Genomic DNA, 14,753 nt, shown 5'->3' with positions numbered 1-14,753 from the left:
CCTGATATCAGGATTTCAGATTTTGAGGGATTATGATCCGTGGAAACCTGCGGCGAGTTTTTTTACGGCCTTGATGTTCCGTGGGCCGGGGGTTGCCTCGACGTATTCCAGAACCACGAAACGATCGTTCTTCACCGCATCAATATCAGCAAAGGCCGGGTTGTTTTTCATAAAGGCGATCTTTTGTTCGGCTGTGACCTTGCCATAGTTTACGATCACAACAACTTCGGGGTTGCGATCAACCACAGCTTCCCAGCCGATTGTGCCCCAGCTTTTTTCAAAATCATCCATAATGTTCTTGCCACCCGCTGCTTCGATCAGGGCAGTGGGCATGGCATAGCGACCAGCGGTAAAGGGCTTGTCTTCGCCACTGTCATAAACAAAAACGCGCAAGGGTTTTTCCGGTGATTTCAGGTTATTCTGAATTTCGGACATTTCAGACTTGTACCCGGCGACAAGGGATTCAGCCTTTTCTTCGATGCCGAAAATTTTCCCCAGATTAAGAAGATCGTTGTACATATCGGCCATCGTGATTTTTGGGCGGTCGATAATGTGGCTACAGGATTCCGTCAGCTCGTAAACATTGATGCCGAACGGGGCCAGTGTTTCGGGGGTGACTTCACCGCCCACTTTCATACCATAGTTCCAGCCTGCAAAGTACAGATCAACATCATGCCCGATCAGGGTTTCCTTGCTGGGATGTTTCGCGGCCAGTTCAGGCAGTTCCTTGACCTTGCGCCGCATTTCTTCGTCCAGTGTTTTCCAGCCGGATACGCCGGTATAGCCAACCATGCTATCGCGCAAACCAAGAACCAGCATCATTTCGGTCATGTTGACATCATGGGACACGGCGGCTTTTGGCGGGCTGTCAAAGGTGACTTGTCGGTCACAGCTTTGGATCGTAACCGGATCGGCAAGGGCTTGTAGCGGGCTGAGAGCCGCCGCAGCTGTCAGGGATGCTGACAAAACGCCGCTGGAAACAAGACGTGATGTGAAAGGGCGAGAAGATGAAAGTAAGTTTTTAAACATCTTTTTATCCAGTAATTAAGAAGGGATTTTCAAGGTGCCTCTCGTAAAAAAGGCGTTTATCGGGCAAGGTGAAAGGTAAAGTGGCGTTGGTCACTGGGCATCAGGCGCTGGATGCGACTGGTGATCCCAAAGGCCTGATCCACAAGAGGTTCGGTCAGAACCTGATCTGACGGCCCAAAGGCCAAGCACTGTCCATTGGCGAGAACAAGAACATCATCGGTATGTTCCCCCACAAGGTTGAGGTCATGCAGGCTGGTGATAATGGTCATATTCAGACGCCGCAAAAGCGATAGAACTTCAAGCTGATGACGAATATCCAGATGGTTTGTCGGCTCATCCAGAATAAGAATATGGGGTTCCTGGGCCAGTGCGCGGGCCACCATAACACGTTGGCGTTCGCCGCCGGACAAGGTGCCAAAGGATCGTTTGGCAAAGTCCTGTAGGTTCAAGGTCGCAAGGGCGTTTTCAATGATCGCTTTATCTTCTGATCCAGCCTGGGCAAAACCCCGACGGTGCGGGGTACGCCCCAAGGCAACGATTTCCCAAACTGTCAGGGCAAAATCCGTTGGTTGTTCCTGTAGGACGGCGGCAATTTTTTGCGCGGCTGAACGCGGTGACATGCCCCAAATATCTTGGTCGTTTATCAATACCTGCCCGGTTCGAGGCTGGTGAAAGCGATAGAGCAAGCGCAACAGGGTTGATTTTCCGGCACCGTTCGACCCGACAATACCCAGAACCCGTCCGGGTTCGGCGCGGAAACTGACGTTTGAAAGCAGATCGGGTTTGCCCTTTGGTCCCCATGAAAGCTCTTTTGCCTCAAGCAAAGCAGATTTCTGACCTTCGGGGGCTTGGAAAGGGGGATTGCCGGGCATGATTGCAGAGGGGCTGATCCCAGATGACCGGGTCTCTAATGACTGGTCCTCAGTTGATTGGACCTCAGTTGATTGGACCTCAAATGACAAATTTTCTGATGACAAGTTCACAGGTGATCGGCTTTCTCGTATTCCGTTTTCTGGTATTCGGGTTTTTGGCCTTGCCGCGATGTCGCAGACGTCTGAATCGGGTGTGGTCAAACCGGATGTATCCTGTAGAGATGCATGTTTCATTTTGGATCAAATTTAGAAATTGTTATGTTATAACGTTTCAGTTTAGTGTTTCTACAGGGGGTATTCCAAAAGTGCAATCCCCCAAGGGTATAGCTGCGCCCATTGGTTGGGTATGCATAAGGGGCAAAAGAAGAATCTGTGTTCTTGCTCTTTTATTGGTGTGACCCTGATTGTTGAAGATATCTGGCCTGATGAAAATCTTGGGCTCGTCGATAATATCAGTACAGTTTTTGAGAAACGTGTCTGATGACTCTTGTTTCGTGTTCTTTTCCACAGCACCCTCCGTGCCTGGGCAGAGAGGATCGAACAGCGATACGAGGTCACGGCTTGTTATTGCCGGATAGCCATCTTTATCACCCATTCCGAGGCACCCCGCCCGGTTCGCGTTGATAACAAGATGGCAGGTCTCCTGACTTGCGGGTCGATGCATCTTCTGAACCTTCCCGCCCCCTTTGGGGCAGTGGTTAATCTCAGAATAGCTCGCCGCTTACAGTTGCGGGGGCAGTCACGGAATTGGCACCTGATGGTTACACCGCACCGTGTTCCCTTTTCATCCCGGACTCAGCTTTGATATCCAGAAACCATCGCCGCAGATGCTGTCAAAAAGTAGGGAAATAATCAAGGTGAAAAATTAAACCCGTATAATAATCGAACTTTAACAACTCAGGCTTGTTTCTGGCTATCAAGGCAACTATTACTAGAATAAATATCAACAGGGGGTGTTGTGATTAATTTTCGAAAACTAATGACAAGGCTGTTTATTTGTGTCGGCGCGCTTTTGTTGTTTTCTTGTCAGACAGTTAGCAATTCTAGCGCGGTTAGCGATAAAGCTAATGAACTTCAATTACTTTGTAATAACGAAGATTTAGGAGCTTGTGTTGACTTGGGTATTTTGTATTTGGGCGGGGAAGAACCTAAGCCGGATGGAAAAAAAGCTTTAACGTCCTTTTCTAAAGCTTGTAATGGAGGGCAAGGTTTCGGCTGTTACAATATAGGGCTAATGTATTCTCAAGGCCTGGGAGTTCGAAAATATCCTGCAAAAGCTTTTATATATTTCAAAGAGGCATGTTCTTTAGAGGTGCCTTTTAGTTGCTATGCAGCTGCCGCGACTTATCCTAAGAATGATGATTTTTCACCAAATCATCTTAAAGTCGTAGAATATATAAAAAAAGAACAAGAATTAAGACGTAAACCCGTTGAATACTATGAACAAAAATGTGCTGATGGTGTACGTTGGTCGTGTTTTCATCTTGCCAATAAATACAAGCAAGGTATCGGTGTTAAAAAAGATGAACTTAAATCAGTTGAAATCTTTGAGATACTGTGCCGGGAAGGTGAACTTTTAGGTTGCTATAAGCTTGGTCTTTCCTATGCAGAAGGACGGGGTGTTGAACATGACTATACCAAAGCATTTTCACTATATCAGCGGGCTTGTGATGGTGGTTTAGCAGCAGGATGTAATAATCTGGGGTGGATGTATGCTCAGGGACTTACAGTGCCTGTCGATGAAGACAAAGCCTATGTATTATATCAAAAATCCTGTCGTGGTGATTTTTCCTTGGCGTGTGAAAAGGTAAAGGAAATAAAAAAGCGCAAGAAGCAAAAAGTATTTTAGTTACTATATAATTTTCCCAGATTAGCGACGACGAAATGTTCAAACTCATCCCTTTGATGCAGGCAATCGTTTTCGCAGTGCATCAATAACTTTGGTTTCTGCCGAGGCTGCGTAGCCATCGTCCATAGCTGCCTGAAACGCATCAAGAGTGGCGGCAGCGATTTGTGGGGACAGGCCAAGTTTGTGGGCGTATTTCAGGCCATAATCCGTATCTTTCAGGCGCCACTTGGTTGAAAAGAGAACATCTTTTTCGTGGTTACCCTTAACCATCAGGGGGGCGTTCCGGGCGACCTGTGGGCTGCCGCATCCGCCCATGCCGAGGGCTTTTGCCACAAGGTTGAGGTCCAACCCGGCGCGTTCGGCGGTGATCAAGCCCTCTGCCGCTGCGGCGATCTGTATCGACCCCATAAGGTTGACGATCAGCTTATAGGCCGTGCCTGACCCTATAGCGCCAAAATGGAGCTGGTTTGATGAAATGCTTTCCAGATAGGGTCGGGCTTTTTCAATGGTACTTGGTTCGCCGCCCAGAAAAAGGGTGAGCTGACCGTTTGCCGCCGCATCGGGCAGCCCGGTCACAGGACAGTCGAGATAATCCAGCCCTTTGTTTTTTGCAGCACTGGACAGGTCTTCGACCCAGTCATGAGACAGGGTTGAACACTCTATTGCCAAAGTACCGGGCCTGAGATCGGTACTTAACACCCCGTCAGGTCCCATCCACATGGCTTGAGAGGCAACATCATCCCCCACCATGACAAAGATCGCATCTGCATCCTGTGCCGCCTGTGCGGGAGAAGCGGCCAGCGTAGCACCACGTTCCACCAGGGGCATAGCCTTTTCGCGGGTCCGGTTAAACACATGCACATCATGTCCCGCATCAATAAGCCGCCCGGCCATACCCGTGCCCATCAGGCCGGTTCCCAAAAATGCAATGCGTGCCATAGTGTTACCCCTAAGTTATGGATTTGTAATGCATAATACTGCGTTTGTTAGAAGTGAATAGTTATCTGCCATTGTCCGTGGTGCAAGGATTTATTGGTACGGTTCAGTCCGCATAACTTGACCAGATGCAGAAAGTTAGGCACAACTTTCCCCTGAATTCATTCTGACTTGTGTCAAAAATAACCTGAAATTGCAGTTGTCTCGTCATTATCCATTCCCTGTTATAAAAGGGGTGTGATGATATTAAATTAAGATTGCTGCGACCAATGAACAAAGGCTTGAAAAAATGAAACTGAACCGTCGTGAAGCACTTGCCTTGATGGGCGGCACCTTGGCTGCCTCTTCTGTTGCGGCATCTACACTGGCAACACCTGCCTTTGCCAAGAACCGTAAAATTACCGTTGGGGCACTTCGTTTTACCAGCCATGCGGCAAGCTTCATTGCGCTGGAACGGGGATACTTTCAGGAAATGGGGCTGGATGTTGAACTGAAGTTCTTTCAGGCTGCAACCCCCATGGCAGTAGCCATTGCATCCGGCGATGTTGATTTTGCCGTGACGGCGATTTCCGGCGGTTTGATTTCACTGGCGGACAAAGGCGCGATCAAGGTTATCGGCGGTGTTCTGTCAGAAGAACAGGGCATTGATGGTCAGAAAATACTGGTGTCCGATGCGGCCTTCAAGGCCGGGGTGACATCACCGGACAAGCTGGATGGCAAAACCTTTGGCATGACCACGGCCGGGTCTTCGTTTCATTACATGGGCTCTCAGATTGCTGCGAAGGAAGGTATCGGCCTGAAATTCAAGCCGCTTCAAAAGGTCGGGGCTATTATCGGCGCACTGAAAACCGGACAGATTGATGCCTGGTCGATTGTCCCGCACATTGCCAAGCCCCTTGCCGGGTCCGGGGCTGTTCACATTATTGGTGATGTGTCTGACTATCTGCCGAACTATCAGGTCACGACGGCTTTTACCTCGGCAAAGAATGCGGCGGAAGAACCGGAAATGACCCGGGATTTTATCGCGGCCTACAGCAAAGGCATCGCCGATTATAACGCCGCTATGGTTGATGGCACGTTGGGGGATGCAGGGCGCGAAGAAATGGTCGATTTGATCCACCAGTATGTTTATGCCGACAAGCCACGGGAAAAGGCAGCCAAGTCAATCATTAACGGGTCCATGCGCCTGAACCCGGGCGTGGCAATGAATGTTGGGTCAATCGAAAAGCAACTGAACTGGTTTAAATCTGAAAAGCTGGTGAGCGGGACAATCGGTCTGGATCAGTTGGTTGATAGTAGTTATGTCAAAACCCTTTGAAGGTATGACGCTGATTTGTTGACAGGTGATGTGAAATGCCCTGTCAGCTGTTGATTTCAAGCGGCGGAGTTTCATACTCCGCTGCTTTTGTTTAGTTGTGAAAAGTTGGCACTATGGATATTAAGCTGGCGGGCATTCATCATCGTTACGGCGATCGGGAAGTTCTGCGCGATATAAATCTGGATATCGCTTCGGGACAGATCGTTTGTATTGTCGGACCGTCCGGTTGCGGGAAATCAACGCTGTTGCGTCTGATCGGCGGGTTGGAACGGCCGACGTCAGGGGATATTCTTCAGGTCGGTGATGTCCCCGAAGGGTGCCTCAATCCGTTGACCTATGTCTTTCAGGACTTTGCCCTGTTGCCGTGGCGCACGGTGGCGGGAAACATTTCGCTGGTTCTGGAAGATCACGGGATGAGGCAAGCAGAAAGCCAGGATATCATCAATAATGTGCTTGAGCGTTGCAAACTCAGCGATTTTGCCGATGTTTTCCCCAAACAGATTTCCGGTGGCATGAAACAGCGCGTCGCCATCGCCCGTGCATTGGCGGTGAACCCCGCCGTGATGTTGATGGATGAACCCCTTTCGGCGCTGGACAGTCAAACCCGCGAACTTTTGATGGACGATATTGTCTCGCTCTGGACCCGCAAGCCCTTTACCGCAGTTTATGTGACCCACAATCTGGCCGAGGCTGTGCGTCTGGGGCATAGAATTGTTGTGCTGTCCCGCCGTCCGGGTGAAATCCGCGAAATCGTGACGATTGACAAGCCCTTGTCAGAACGCGGGCACGCCGACCCCGATCTGGAACAGACGCAAAATGCCCTGTGGCAGATGATGCGGGACGAGGCCATGGCCGCCGATGCGGAGTTGATCAATGCCTGATAAGTCAAATATTGATCATATGAAACAAACTCCCGGCTCTCATTTGGCGACAAAGCAACAGCCTGTTGCCTTTCGGGGTGGTGGCTTTGCCCCGGTGTCCCGGCCGTGGATGGGCTTTGTCGTGTTTGCCGTCCTGATTGCGGTGCTCGAAGCCGGAACCCGTATCGGGCTTATATCGGCCCTGACAATTCCCAAGCCATCGGATGTTTTCAATACCTTTGTCGAACTCTATCGCTCGGGGTTGTTGTGGACGCATCTGGTGCCGAGTTTGACCCGCTTTGTCATCGGAGCAGCCATCGGAACGGCGCTGGGTGTCAGCTTAGGGATTGCCATTGGCCTCTTTTCCTATGTTCGCGCCGGGCTGGTTCCCTTGATCGCGGCGCTTTTCCCGGTGCCCAAGATCGCGCTGTTACCGCTGTTTGTGATATGGTTTGGCATTGACGAAGCCTCCAAGTACGCACTGATTGCCTTTGGCACCTTTACGCCCATGGTCGTTGCTACCTATGGGGCCGTGGACAATGTGGACCGCGGCCTGATCCGCATGGGGCAGAGCTTTAACCTCGCGTGGTTTTCCATCGTGCGCAAAATCGTCCTGCCGGGGGCCATGGCGGGCATTCTATCGGGCCTGCGCATTGCCCTTGCCATCGCCATTATCCTGTTGGTTGCCGCTGAAATGCTGGGCGCAGAATACGGCATCGGTGCCTATATCCTCCAGGCCGGATCACTCTATGACCTCGAACGCCTTTTCACAGGTGTTGCCATTCTTTCTATCCTTGGTGTGTTCGTGAATTCAGCCATCGGATTGATTGAAAAGCGCGTGCTTCGCTGGCGGGGGTGAGATGAAGATGAAAGCTTTGAGCCAATAGTTGCCAATCGAAGTTGATTTACTTAACGTAAGTTGTTGTATTTGTAATTCTCCTATTAAGGCTATGGTCTTATGCCATTATTCAAGTTTGTATCTTTTTTGATTCCTGTATTAGTTTTATTTATTAATAATCCGTCTTATTCTAATAAATATGAAGATTCAGCCGTAACGAGTTTAAAAGAAAAATGTGAACAGGGGGACGCTGTCGGCTGTTATCAACTAGGAGAATTATACATTCCGGGTAGCAGACTCTTACCTGATGTTCGTAAGGCCTTAGAATATTTTAATTTGGCTTGTGAAAGTGGTTATCAGCTAGCTTGTAAAAAAACTATCAGCGTTAAACAGAAGTGGGATAATGATAAAAAGCGTGTCACTCTGTATACAGAATCTTGCAAAAATGGCAACGCAGAAGACTGTTTTCATCTTGGTAGTATGTACAACAAAGGCGAAGCCTTAAACCGTAATGAATATCTTGCTTTTGCTAATTTTAAAAAAGCATGTGACGGTGGTTTTTTTAAGGGGTGTGCAGCTGCTGCTTTCTTTTATTCTATTGGGCGTGGTGTCGATCAAGACAGGAAAAAGGCTGTTGATCTTTTAAACTCTTCTTGTGAAGCAGGTGGTGGGGACAGTTGCTTGTATTTGGGGTTTCTTCATGAAAAGGGCATGGATGTTGGGAAAAAGCGTGATCAGAAGATCATCGAGACACACCAAATTTGTGACCTAACAGAAAGTGATGGTTGTAAGTATTTATCATTTATGTACATCCAAGGTCTCGGGATTGAACGAAATTATGTTAATTCAGTTGCTTATTACAGGAAGGGATGTGCTTTAGAAAATAGACGCAGCTGTTCTTCTTTGAAAAGGCTTAATTCACTTGGTGAGGATAAGTTCGATACGAAGATTTCGATCGCAAATATGAACGAAGCAGGTAAAAAACGGGAAGCTTTGAAATACATACAAAATTATGAAACCCAGTGTGAAAATGGTGATGCAATAAAATGTACATATCTCGGAACCAAACATATTTTGGGGAATGTTGTTGCGCGTGATGAAGAAAAAGCTATCCGTTATTTTCAACTAGCTTGTGACCAAAATGAACCTATCGGTTGTTATAATTTGGCGGGTTTTTTGAGGCGTTTCAATAGATCTGATAGCGAAGCGGAGAAAATAGCAACTCTTTATGACAAAGCTTGCGATGAGAATATTTATCAGGCGTGTGATAAAATTGGCGAGATGTATATAAGTGGAAAAGGTGTTGAAAAGAGTTATGCTCTTGCCGAAGATGCTTACAGGAAATCTTGTTTTGTAGGTGCAAATGCCTCTGGTTGTATACAGTTATCCGGCCTTTATAAGGGTAAAAAAAATAATACAGATGATACATCAGTGAATTACGAAACAGTTTCAATTTCTCGGATTGATAAAGACTGTAAAAAAAATATATATGCTGCCTGCTTATATCTAGGTGAAGCTTTTAAACAGGGGACGAGAGTAACAAGAGATTACAGAGCCTCGTTTAATGCTTTTAAATTGGCGTGTGATGGAAAATTACAAAAAGGTTGTGATGGTTTATCTTTCTTGTACCTTTACGGTCACATAAAACCTGAAAAAAAATTAGCCCAACAACAAGAACGTTTTTGTCGCAGTGGCATAGTTGAATCATGCGTTTACATGGGGAATGTAAGTAGCCAAGGTTTAGGTGTTGAGAAAAACATAACAAAAGCAATTTCTTATTATAAAGAGAGCTGTTTGTTTGGAAGTGATATTGCTTGTCGGAGTTATGAGAAGTTTATCAATTAGATAAGAAAAGTAAGTTTGGAAAGATTAGTTTTTTTATAGCAGTTCTGAGTAAGTTTCATTGGTGCATAAGCGCGCTATCAAATAAAGATAAAGCCCGTCTTTTCTGATGGGGTGTTCCGGTGATGATTGATGTATCTGTTTTACCGTTGTTTTTGACGGCAATTTTCTTTGTGGTCATTGCACCGGGGCCTGATCTGGTTTTGATTACGGCCTATTCTTCTACGCGCGGATTTCGTTTTGGCCTGATGATTTCGCTGGGGATTTTTGTTGCGGGTGTTATCCTGACAGTACTGGTTGCTTTTGGTCTTGGTCAGCTTATGCAGGCAATGCCAAGCTTTGCCCTTGGGGTGAAGATTGTCGGAGCCTGCTATTTGGGATGGCTGGGCTATAAGCGCTTGCTTCGCTGGCGGGGGTGAGGGGATATAACCTTTGCATTTTAAATACTTGTCAGTTTTGAGTTTGTCAAAGCGGACAGTAATTCGCGTGAAGAATTCATCTTGTTTGAAAACTTCTGTTTTTCAGAGGATACCGTGGTACCTTAAACTTAATGGTTTCATCGGTGTTGGAGCGATTTATGTATTTGAAATTTTTATCATTTATTTCTGTTTTGTCTGTTGTTTTTATCCCCGGTTTTGTTTGGGCAGAAGCGGATGGCCCTGATTTTTTTCGTGTAAAGTCATCGGAAGCACCAATCCGGGTTGAGGCTCATGCAGAAAGCTCTGTGGTAGCAGTTTTTACGAACGGTACAGTAGGATTGAAAAATCTGGGCTGCACAGGGGTTCTTTCTTATGAAGACTGGTTAAAACTTAGTGACGATGAAAAGAAAACCGCTAAGGAAAATGTGTGGTGTAAGGTTTCTTTTTTGCAGCATAAGGAGACAGCACAGGTAGGCGCCGATCTCTATTCTGGTGTTACTGGTTGGGTACAAAACATCCTTTTGCAAGAATACGGTGTCCCCTCTGGCCCCACGTTTAAGTGTGAAAAAGTGACGTCTGAGGTTGAAAAACTAATTTGTTCAGATCGTGATTTGATGTTTTTGGATCATACGTTGAACGGCGTTTATAATGCATCACTTGATGCCGTAAATAAGTTACCTTCGCAAAGACAACAAGCAGCAAAATCAAAACTCATGGCTTTGCAACGCGGTTGGATCAAGGGGCGAAATGACTGTTGGAAAGAACAAGAGGAAATCAAAGCCTGTGTGCAGGATAGCTACTTACATCGAATTGTTAGATTACAGGCAGAGTGGGATCTTACCACAGTTGATAAGCCAGCTACCCGTTTTACATGTGATGGCAACGATCGAAACGAATTCTATGCAACCGAGCTGGATCTGATTCTGCCTGTTGTTATTGTTGAGCGGGGCGATAGCAGGGATATCCTGGTCAAGGCCTATGCTGTGACAGAAGTGCAAGACAGATTGTTTTCAGGCGCCTTTGGGAATCAACTAACCTTTTTTGATGATACGGTAACTTTACGTTGGCGTAACGAGACACTTAATTGCCGAACTGCATCAAGTGACTAGATAAATCTAAACCAGATCCCAGATTGAAAAGCCCTGTTCCATTGTATGATTTTGCTGGGTATGATCCTGTTGGGACAGGGTGTCGGGTTCAAGCTCTGTTACCTCTGGCGGTTGGTAGCTGAGGATATCGTAAACTTCGTGGTGCGTGATCAACAGGTAGTGGGTTGGAACCCGTTTTTCAAAGCGGTTGTAGCTTTCTTTGTCCAGCCATTTGAAAAATTTGGAATTTTCCACTGTAAAAAGCCCATAACCCGTAGAGGCCAAAAGGGAGGGGTCCATGGTTGCCAGCATCTTTAGGCGATAGCTTTCTGTGGATTGGCGATAGCTGATGACTTTGGGGAAACTAATGCAAAAACGGGCTTTTTCTTCTGTCGGAATTTCTTCACTGCCGTTGGGATCATCCTGAATCAGTAAAGTGATCTTTTTGTTATTTTCGATCAGGCCGAGTGTGATGATTTTCCGGGGCAAGGGTGGTGTGGTTTCATAAAGGTTATAACTTTCCCGCTTTTTCTTTAGAACCTTGTTCTTAAAGGCAATACTGCTGTTGCGCGGGGAAAGTTTTTTGGCACTTGATGTCAGGAAATTCAGAACCCCGGAACCCGTTTTGCCATAGTTATCCCCCTTGCCATAGTTATCCGGGGCTGATTGGCTGGTTAATCGTTTGAGGAGCAGGCGAAAGTGGAACATTTCCAGCTCTATCCGGCCACTTTCCTTGGGGTCAAAGATATCAACAATGCCAACCTTGCGGCGCACCGCATCCAGCTTGATGTCATAGAGATTGAAATGGTGTTCGCGAAACCGGGGGCCACGCCCGGAAATCATTTCATCGATTTCTGTTTCCAATATCCGTTTTGTCTCTGGATTACATTCATCCAGTAAAAAGCGTTCTGCCAGATTTGGTTTCATTCGCGGGGCATTCTTTTGTCAGCTAAATGCCTGCGTTATTTTTGCAAACATTCGGTATCTATCACGGCCTATATCACTTTGGACAATAGCCCCGCATTATTACAGAATTGTTTTGGTTGGTTAAAAAATGCAATACAGATTGCTTGTATATTGCATATGCGATGAAGTTCAATCTCAATACATTCTATTTGGATACCTACAAAGCTCTGTGTCCGATGTAATCTAATAAAGTTGCCAGCCAAACAAAGTTATAAGGTATGGGGGTATCATCCTCGTTTTCATCATTATTGTTTGCGATCTTTACCATTGCATCATAGTTGTCGGTGAGCTGCCCAAGGCCTGAAAAACGAGGTTCTTTCGTTGGATCCAATGCTTCTTTATGCTTCATGACCCAATGCAAATCATGCTCTAAAGGGATTTCGGTAATATTGGCTTCTTCCAGGTAAGCAAAAATTTTATCACTGGCACTTTTTAAGGTAGCAATATCAATTGTCATGGTTTGGCTCTTATCAAGTTTCACAGCCTTCTCGGGAGCGACGGCAACCAAAAGCTTTTTGTAGAGTTCATAGAGATCAGAATAGGGAATAGTGTATTGATGGCTTGAGGTTAAGGTATAGGGAGATTTCTGTTTTGATAATTCAAACAGCTGAATCAACATGCCGCCGTCAACCAGAATGCGGTCCGGTTTTTCGCCGTTAAACCAGTTTTTAAAACGCCCCCAAAATGTTTTGTCCCGATCAATAATTTCATGCATTGCCTCGAGTTTTTTTTCAGTCGCGATGATCAGGTTGTCCGGGCTATAGGTTGCGGTGGAGAGAAGTTCGGTTACCCCATGTGTAATTGCATATCGCAAAAAACCAGAGTCTTCGTGGGGATCATTATATTTTTTAATATCCATCTCTTAATATTCGGTTCTCAGGATATTGGTGAAATCACTTTTGACGCCTGTTTATAAAGCTCTCTGAGTTCGGCGTGATCGATTTCATAGAGCTTCTGTCGTTCAATAATGATCGGTGGTGTTTGTTCAGCCGTGTCGTAAAGCTGTTGGATAACGGTGCCGTCCAGTGTAACGATGCGAGGATTGTCACCAGCCATTTTGTTGTAGATACGCCCGAATAAGGTATTTTCTCTATCCCGAATTTGGTCAATCTGCTTTAGTTGATTGGACAGGTGGATCAGTAAATTTTCCGGGCTGTATTCCTGGGCGCGAACGGCTTGGGTATAACCGCGGGCAACTTTCATAGATATTGGTTCTTCCAAGGGCGGTTTCCCTAAGAGAGAAAGCCAGCTTTTGGACCCAGTATTTTGCCAATAGTCGCGCCAGTAATTAAACAGAAATGTTTCCTGTTTTTTTGCTTTTTTCACTTGGCCTTCGCTTATCTGTTTCTACGGTGTGAATATGTCCCATTGGGAAAGGCGTTAGAGGGAATCTACCATAACTTATTACCGAGAAAAAGAATATGCTCTGGCTGTAAATTCTGATCAGGTTAGAACACTCCGCAGTATAATAAGAGTCCCCAATCCAGAAATGACACTGACCACCAAGGAATAGCGCAGGGCGACTAGCCCGCCCACCAGAATGGAGATCGCTTCGGCGGGGCCGTTGGTGATCAGTGACGGGGCAACCAGAGCGGTCAGGACGGCGGTTGGCACAGCCTCTAACGCGGCTTCGAGGCGATAATGGGTTGCACCAAAGCGTGACAGGATCAAATGCCCACCCGTTCTGGTCGCATAGGTGGCAAGGGCACAGGCCAAAATTAAGAAAACGGTATCAGACATTGGCAGTACTTTCCTCGGGGGTGTTTATGGCTTTGGCAGTATTTGTGTCTTTGGGCTTGCTTAAGGCTGCGGCGATGATCAACCCGGCGATCCCGCCAAGGGTAATGTGCCAGGGACTGCCGATTGTAAGGTAAGCCGCCAGTGAAACGCCCGCACTTGTGATCAGGATCAGAATAAAGTTGGGGCGTTTGTGAAAACCGGCAACAAGGCCTGTGAAATACAGCGGCAGAATAAAGTCCAGCCCATAGGTGGCTGGGGATTCTATCAGCGCCCCAAACAAGGCCCCGATGGCATTGGATGCCATCCATGTACCGTAAATCATGGCGGCATAGGAAAAATAATAGGCGGGGCGCAGACCTGTTTTGGTGGCGCGGTTTTCGGATGAGGCAAATTGCGGATCAACCAGTAAAAAGAAGGCAAGGGCCTTTTGCCAAAATGAAAAAGCGCCCATTGTCCGGCCAATAGAGGCGGAATAGAGCACATGCCGGAAATTCACGGCAAAGACGGCAAGAACAATGGACCAGACGGGCACATTCTGTCCCATCAAATCAATCATCACGTATTGGCTGGCGGCGGCATAGATGGAGAGCGAGGTTAACATGACCTCGCCAAAGCTTAATCCGCTATCAATTGCAACAGCACCAAAAACGGCGGCAAAAGGAACAATGGCAATCAAAATTGGCAGGACATCTTTGATGCCATCCTTAATGTCCGATACCATTACCGTTTTTGGGCTGTTGTCCCCCACGGGGTTACGTGTTGGCATACCGCCACAGGGGGGGTGTTCTGTATATGTCTGGTCGCTCATTCGGCGGTCTCCTGACAAAAACCATTTCGCTTACTCTCTGTCTCGAAATCCCGAAACGGGTCGATGACATGAAAAAAGAAAGAAATGATTTTTGTTCGTTACATAGTGTTATTGTTCTGTATAATGAACGAAGAAGAAGTGTTCGTCAAATAGAACATTCGTTTCTTATAAAGAACACATTTGGGAGC

At 46.8% G+C, this 14,753-nt stretch carries 17 protein-coding genes and 1 riboswitch; of the genes, 8 read left to right on the top strand and 9 right to left on the bottom strand.

Annotated features, from left to right (window positions below; translation table 11 throughout):
* Positions 1-30: 30 nt before the first annotated feature.
* Positions 31-1,029, bottom strand: coding sequence for an ABC transporter substrate-binding protein (locus WH95_RS01415; protein ID WP_046501941.1), 999 nt, complete (start codon positions 1,027-1,029; stop codon positions 31-33).
* A 56-nt stretch (positions 1,030-1,085) separates the two neighbouring features.
* The gene (locus WH95_RS01410; protein ID WP_046501939.1) at positions 1,086-1,901 is read right to left on the bottom strand and encodes an ABC transporter ATP-binding protein; all 816 of its coding nucleotides are present in this window, start codon (positions 1,899-1,901) and stop codon (positions 1,086-1,088) included.
* On the opposite strand from WH95_RS01410, the gene WH95_RS01405 reads away from it, so the two are divergent.
* The gene (locus WH95_RS01405) at positions 1,900-2,151 is read left to right on the top strand and encodes a hypothetical protein (protein ID WP_046501937.1); all 252 of its coding nucleotides are present in this window, start codon (positions 1,900-1,902) and stop codon (positions 2,149-2,151) included. The two genes, WH95_RS01410 and WH95_RS01405, sit on opposite strands and share 2 nt — an antisense overlap.
* A 21-nt stretch (positions 2,152-2,172) precedes the next feature.
* On the opposite strand, the gene WH95_RS01400 is transcribed toward WH95_RS01405, so the two are convergent.
* On the bottom strand, positions 2,173-2,496 hold the full coding sequence (locus WH95_RS01400) for a hypothetical protein (protein WP_082113928.1): 324 nt from the start codon (positions 2,494-2,496) through the stop codon (positions 2,173-2,175).
* Between the two features lie 21 nt (positions 2,497-2,517).
* Positions 2,518-2,736: riboswitch (cobalamin riboswitch) on the bottom strand.
* 123 nt (positions 2,737-2,859) lie between these two features.
* Here WH95_RS01400 and WH95_RS01395 point away from each other — a divergent pair.
* Positions 2,860-3,750 carry a tetratricopeptide repeat protein gene (locus WH95_RS01395; protein ID WP_157845850.1) on the top strand — a complete coding sequence of 297 codons (891 nt, stop codon included), beginning with the start codon at positions 2,860-2,862 and terminating at the stop codon, positions 3,748-3,750.
* Between the two features lie 45 nt (positions 3,751-3,795).
* Here WH95_RS01395 and WH95_RS01390 read toward each other — a convergent pair whose 3' ends face one another.
* Positions 3,796-4,689, bottom strand: coding sequence for an NAD(P)-dependent oxidoreductase (locus WH95_RS01390; RefSeq protein ID WP_046501929.1), 894 nt, complete (start codon positions 4,687-4,689; stop codon positions 3,796-3,798).
* 286 nt (positions 4,690-4,975) lie between these two features.
* Here WH95_RS01390 and WH95_RS01385 point away from each other — a divergent pair, with 286 nt between their 5' ends.
* The 6 genes from WH95_RS01385 to WH95_RS20295 all read left to right on the top strand — a co-directional run bounded on the left by WH95_RS01385 (position 4,976) and on the right by WH95_RS20295 (position 11,072).
* Positions 4,976-6,004, top strand: coding sequence for an ABC transporter substrate-binding protein (locus tag WH95_RS01385; protein WP_046501926.1), 1,029 nt, complete (start codon positions 4,976-4,978; stop codon positions 6,002-6,004).
* Between the two features lie 113 nt (positions 6,005-6,117).
* The gene (locus WH95_RS01380) at positions 6,118-6,885 is read left to right on the top strand and encodes an ABC transporter ATP-binding protein (protein ID WP_046501922.1); all 768 of its coding nucleotides are present in this window, start codon (positions 6,118-6,120) and stop codon (positions 6,883-6,885) included.
* Complete coding sequence (locus WH95_RS01375) at positions 6,878-7,723, top strand: ABC transporter permease (protein WP_245622924.1); 846 nt, start codon at positions 6,878-6,880, stop codon at positions 7,721-7,723. The genes WH95_RS01380 and WH95_RS01375 overlap by 8 nt, the downstream gene beginning before the upstream one ends.
* Positions 7,724-7,822: 99 nt before the next feature.
* Entirely contained in the window at positions 7,823-9,547 is a 1,725-nt protein-coding gene (locus WH95_RS20300; RefSeq protein ID WP_052741685.1) for a tetratricopeptide repeat protein, read from the top strand.
* Between the two features lie 122 nt (positions 9,548-9,669).
* Positions 9,670-9,963 (top strand): LysE family translocator, encoded by a 294-nt coding sequence (locus tag WH95_RS01365; RefSeq protein WP_052741684.1) that lies wholly within the window; start codon positions 9,670-9,672, stop codon positions 9,961-9,963.
* Between the two features lie 158 nt (positions 9,964-10,121).
* Positions 10,122-11,072 (top strand): lysozyme inhibitor LprI family protein, encoded by a 951-nt coding sequence (locus WH95_RS20295; protein WP_157845849.1) that lies wholly within the window; start codon positions 10,122-10,124, stop codon positions 11,070-11,072.
* A gap of 6 nt (positions 11,073-11,078) precedes the next feature.
* Here WH95_RS20295 and WH95_RS01355 read toward each other — a convergent pair whose 3' ends face one another.
* From WH95_RS01355 to WH95_RS01335, 5 genes are all read right to left on the bottom strand, one after another.
* Positions 11,079-11,978, bottom strand: a complete 900-nt coding sequence (locus tag WH95_RS01355; RefSeq protein WP_046501918.1) for a hypothetical protein — start codon at positions 11,976-11,978, stop codon at positions 11,079-11,081.
* A 196-nt stretch (positions 11,979-12,174) separates the two neighbouring features.
* Positions 12,175-12,876 (bottom strand): hypothetical protein, encoded by a 702-nt coding sequence (locus WH95_RS01350; protein ID WP_046501916.1) that lies wholly within the window; start codon positions 12,874-12,876, stop codon positions 12,175-12,177.
* Between the two features lie 17 nt (positions 12,877-12,893).
* Positions 12,894-13,343 carry a hypothetical protein gene (locus WH95_RS01345; RefSeq protein WP_046501911.1) on the bottom strand — a complete coding sequence of 150 codons (450 nt, stop codon included), beginning with the start codon at positions 13,341-13,343 and terminating at the stop codon, positions 12,894-12,896.
* A gap of 117 nt (positions 13,344-13,460) precedes the next feature.
* Entirely contained in the window at positions 13,461-13,757 is a 297-nt protein-coding gene (locus tag WH95_RS01340; RefSeq protein ID WP_046501908.1) for an AzlD family protein, read from the bottom strand.
* Complete coding sequence (locus tag WH95_RS01335) at positions 13,750-14,565, bottom strand: AzlC family ABC transporter permease (RefSeq protein ID WP_204247661.1); 816 nt, start codon at positions 14,563-14,565, stop codon at positions 13,750-13,752. The genes WH95_RS01340 and WH95_RS01335 overlap by 8 nt, the downstream gene beginning before the upstream one ends.
* Between the last annotated feature and the right edge of the window lie 188 nt (positions 14,566-14,753).

Origin of the sequence: Kiloniella litopenaei, from assembly GCF_000982415.1 — a bacterium.
GTDB lineage: Bacteria > Pseudomonadota > Alphaproteobacteria > Kiloniellales > Kiloniellaceae > Kiloniella > Kiloniella litopenaei.
This window is presented reverse-complemented; position numbering and strand designations above follow the sequence as displayed.

Bases quoted from the DNA above. Each gene is read 5' to 3' on its own strand.
- WH95_RS01375 (WP_245622924.1), top strand. From the start codon at position 6,878: ATGCCTGATAAGTCAAATATTGATCATATGAAACAAACTCCCGGCTCT.
- WH95_RS01400 (WP_082113928.1), bottom strand. From the start codon at position 2,496: ATGGGTGATAAAGATGGCTATCCGGCAATAACAAGCCGTGACCTCGTA.
- WH95_RS01335 (WP_204247661.1), bottom strand. From the start codon at position 14,565: ATGAGCGACCAGACATATACAGAACACCCCCCCTGTGGCGGTATGCCA.
- WH95_RS01350 (WP_046501916.1), bottom strand. From the start codon at position 12,876: ATGGATATTAAAAAATATAATGATCCCCACGAAGACTCTGGTTTTTTG.
- WH95_RS01415 (WP_046501941.1), bottom strand. From the start codon at position 1,029: ATGTTTAAAAACTTACTTTCATCTTCTCGCCCTTTCACATCACGTCTT.
- WH95_RS01355 (WP_046501918.1), bottom strand. From the start codon at position 11,978: ATGAAACCAAATCTGGCAGAACGCTTTTTACTGGATGAATGTAATCCA.
- WH95_RS01410 (WP_046501939.1), bottom strand. From the start codon at position 1,901: ATGCCCGGCAATCCCCCTTTCCAAGCCCCCGAAGGTCAGAAATCTGCT.
- WH95_RS01380 (WP_046501922.1), top strand. From the start codon at position 6,118: ATGGATATTAAGCTGGCGGGCATTCATCATCGTTACGGCGATCGGGAA.
- WH95_RS20295 (WP_157845849.1), top strand. From the start codon at position 10,122: ATGTATTTGAAATTTTTATCATTTATTTCTGTTTTGTCTGTTGTTTTT.
- WH95_RS01390 (WP_046501929.1), bottom strand. From the start codon at position 4,689: ATGGCACGCATTGCATTTTTGGGAACCGGCCTGATGGGCACGGGTATG.
- WH95_RS01365 (WP_052741684.1), top strand. From the start codon at position 9,670: ATGATTGATGTATCTGTTTTACCGTTGTTTTTGACGGCAATTTTCTTT.
- WH95_RS20300 (WP_052741685.1), top strand. From the start codon at position 7,823: ATGCCATTATTCAAGTTTGTATCTTTTTTGATTCCTGTATTAGTTTTA.
- WH95_RS01385 (WP_046501926.1), top strand. From the start codon at position 4,976: ATGAAACTGAACCGTCGTGAAGCACTTGCCTTGATGGGCGGCACCTTG.
- WH95_RS01340 (WP_046501908.1), bottom strand. From the start codon at position 13,757: ATGTCTGATACCGTTTTCTTAATTTTGGCCTGTGCCCTTGCCACCTAT.
- WH95_RS01405 (WP_046501937.1), top strand. From the start codon at position 1,900: ATGATTGCAGAGGGGCTGATCCCAGATGACCGGGTCTCTAATGACTGG.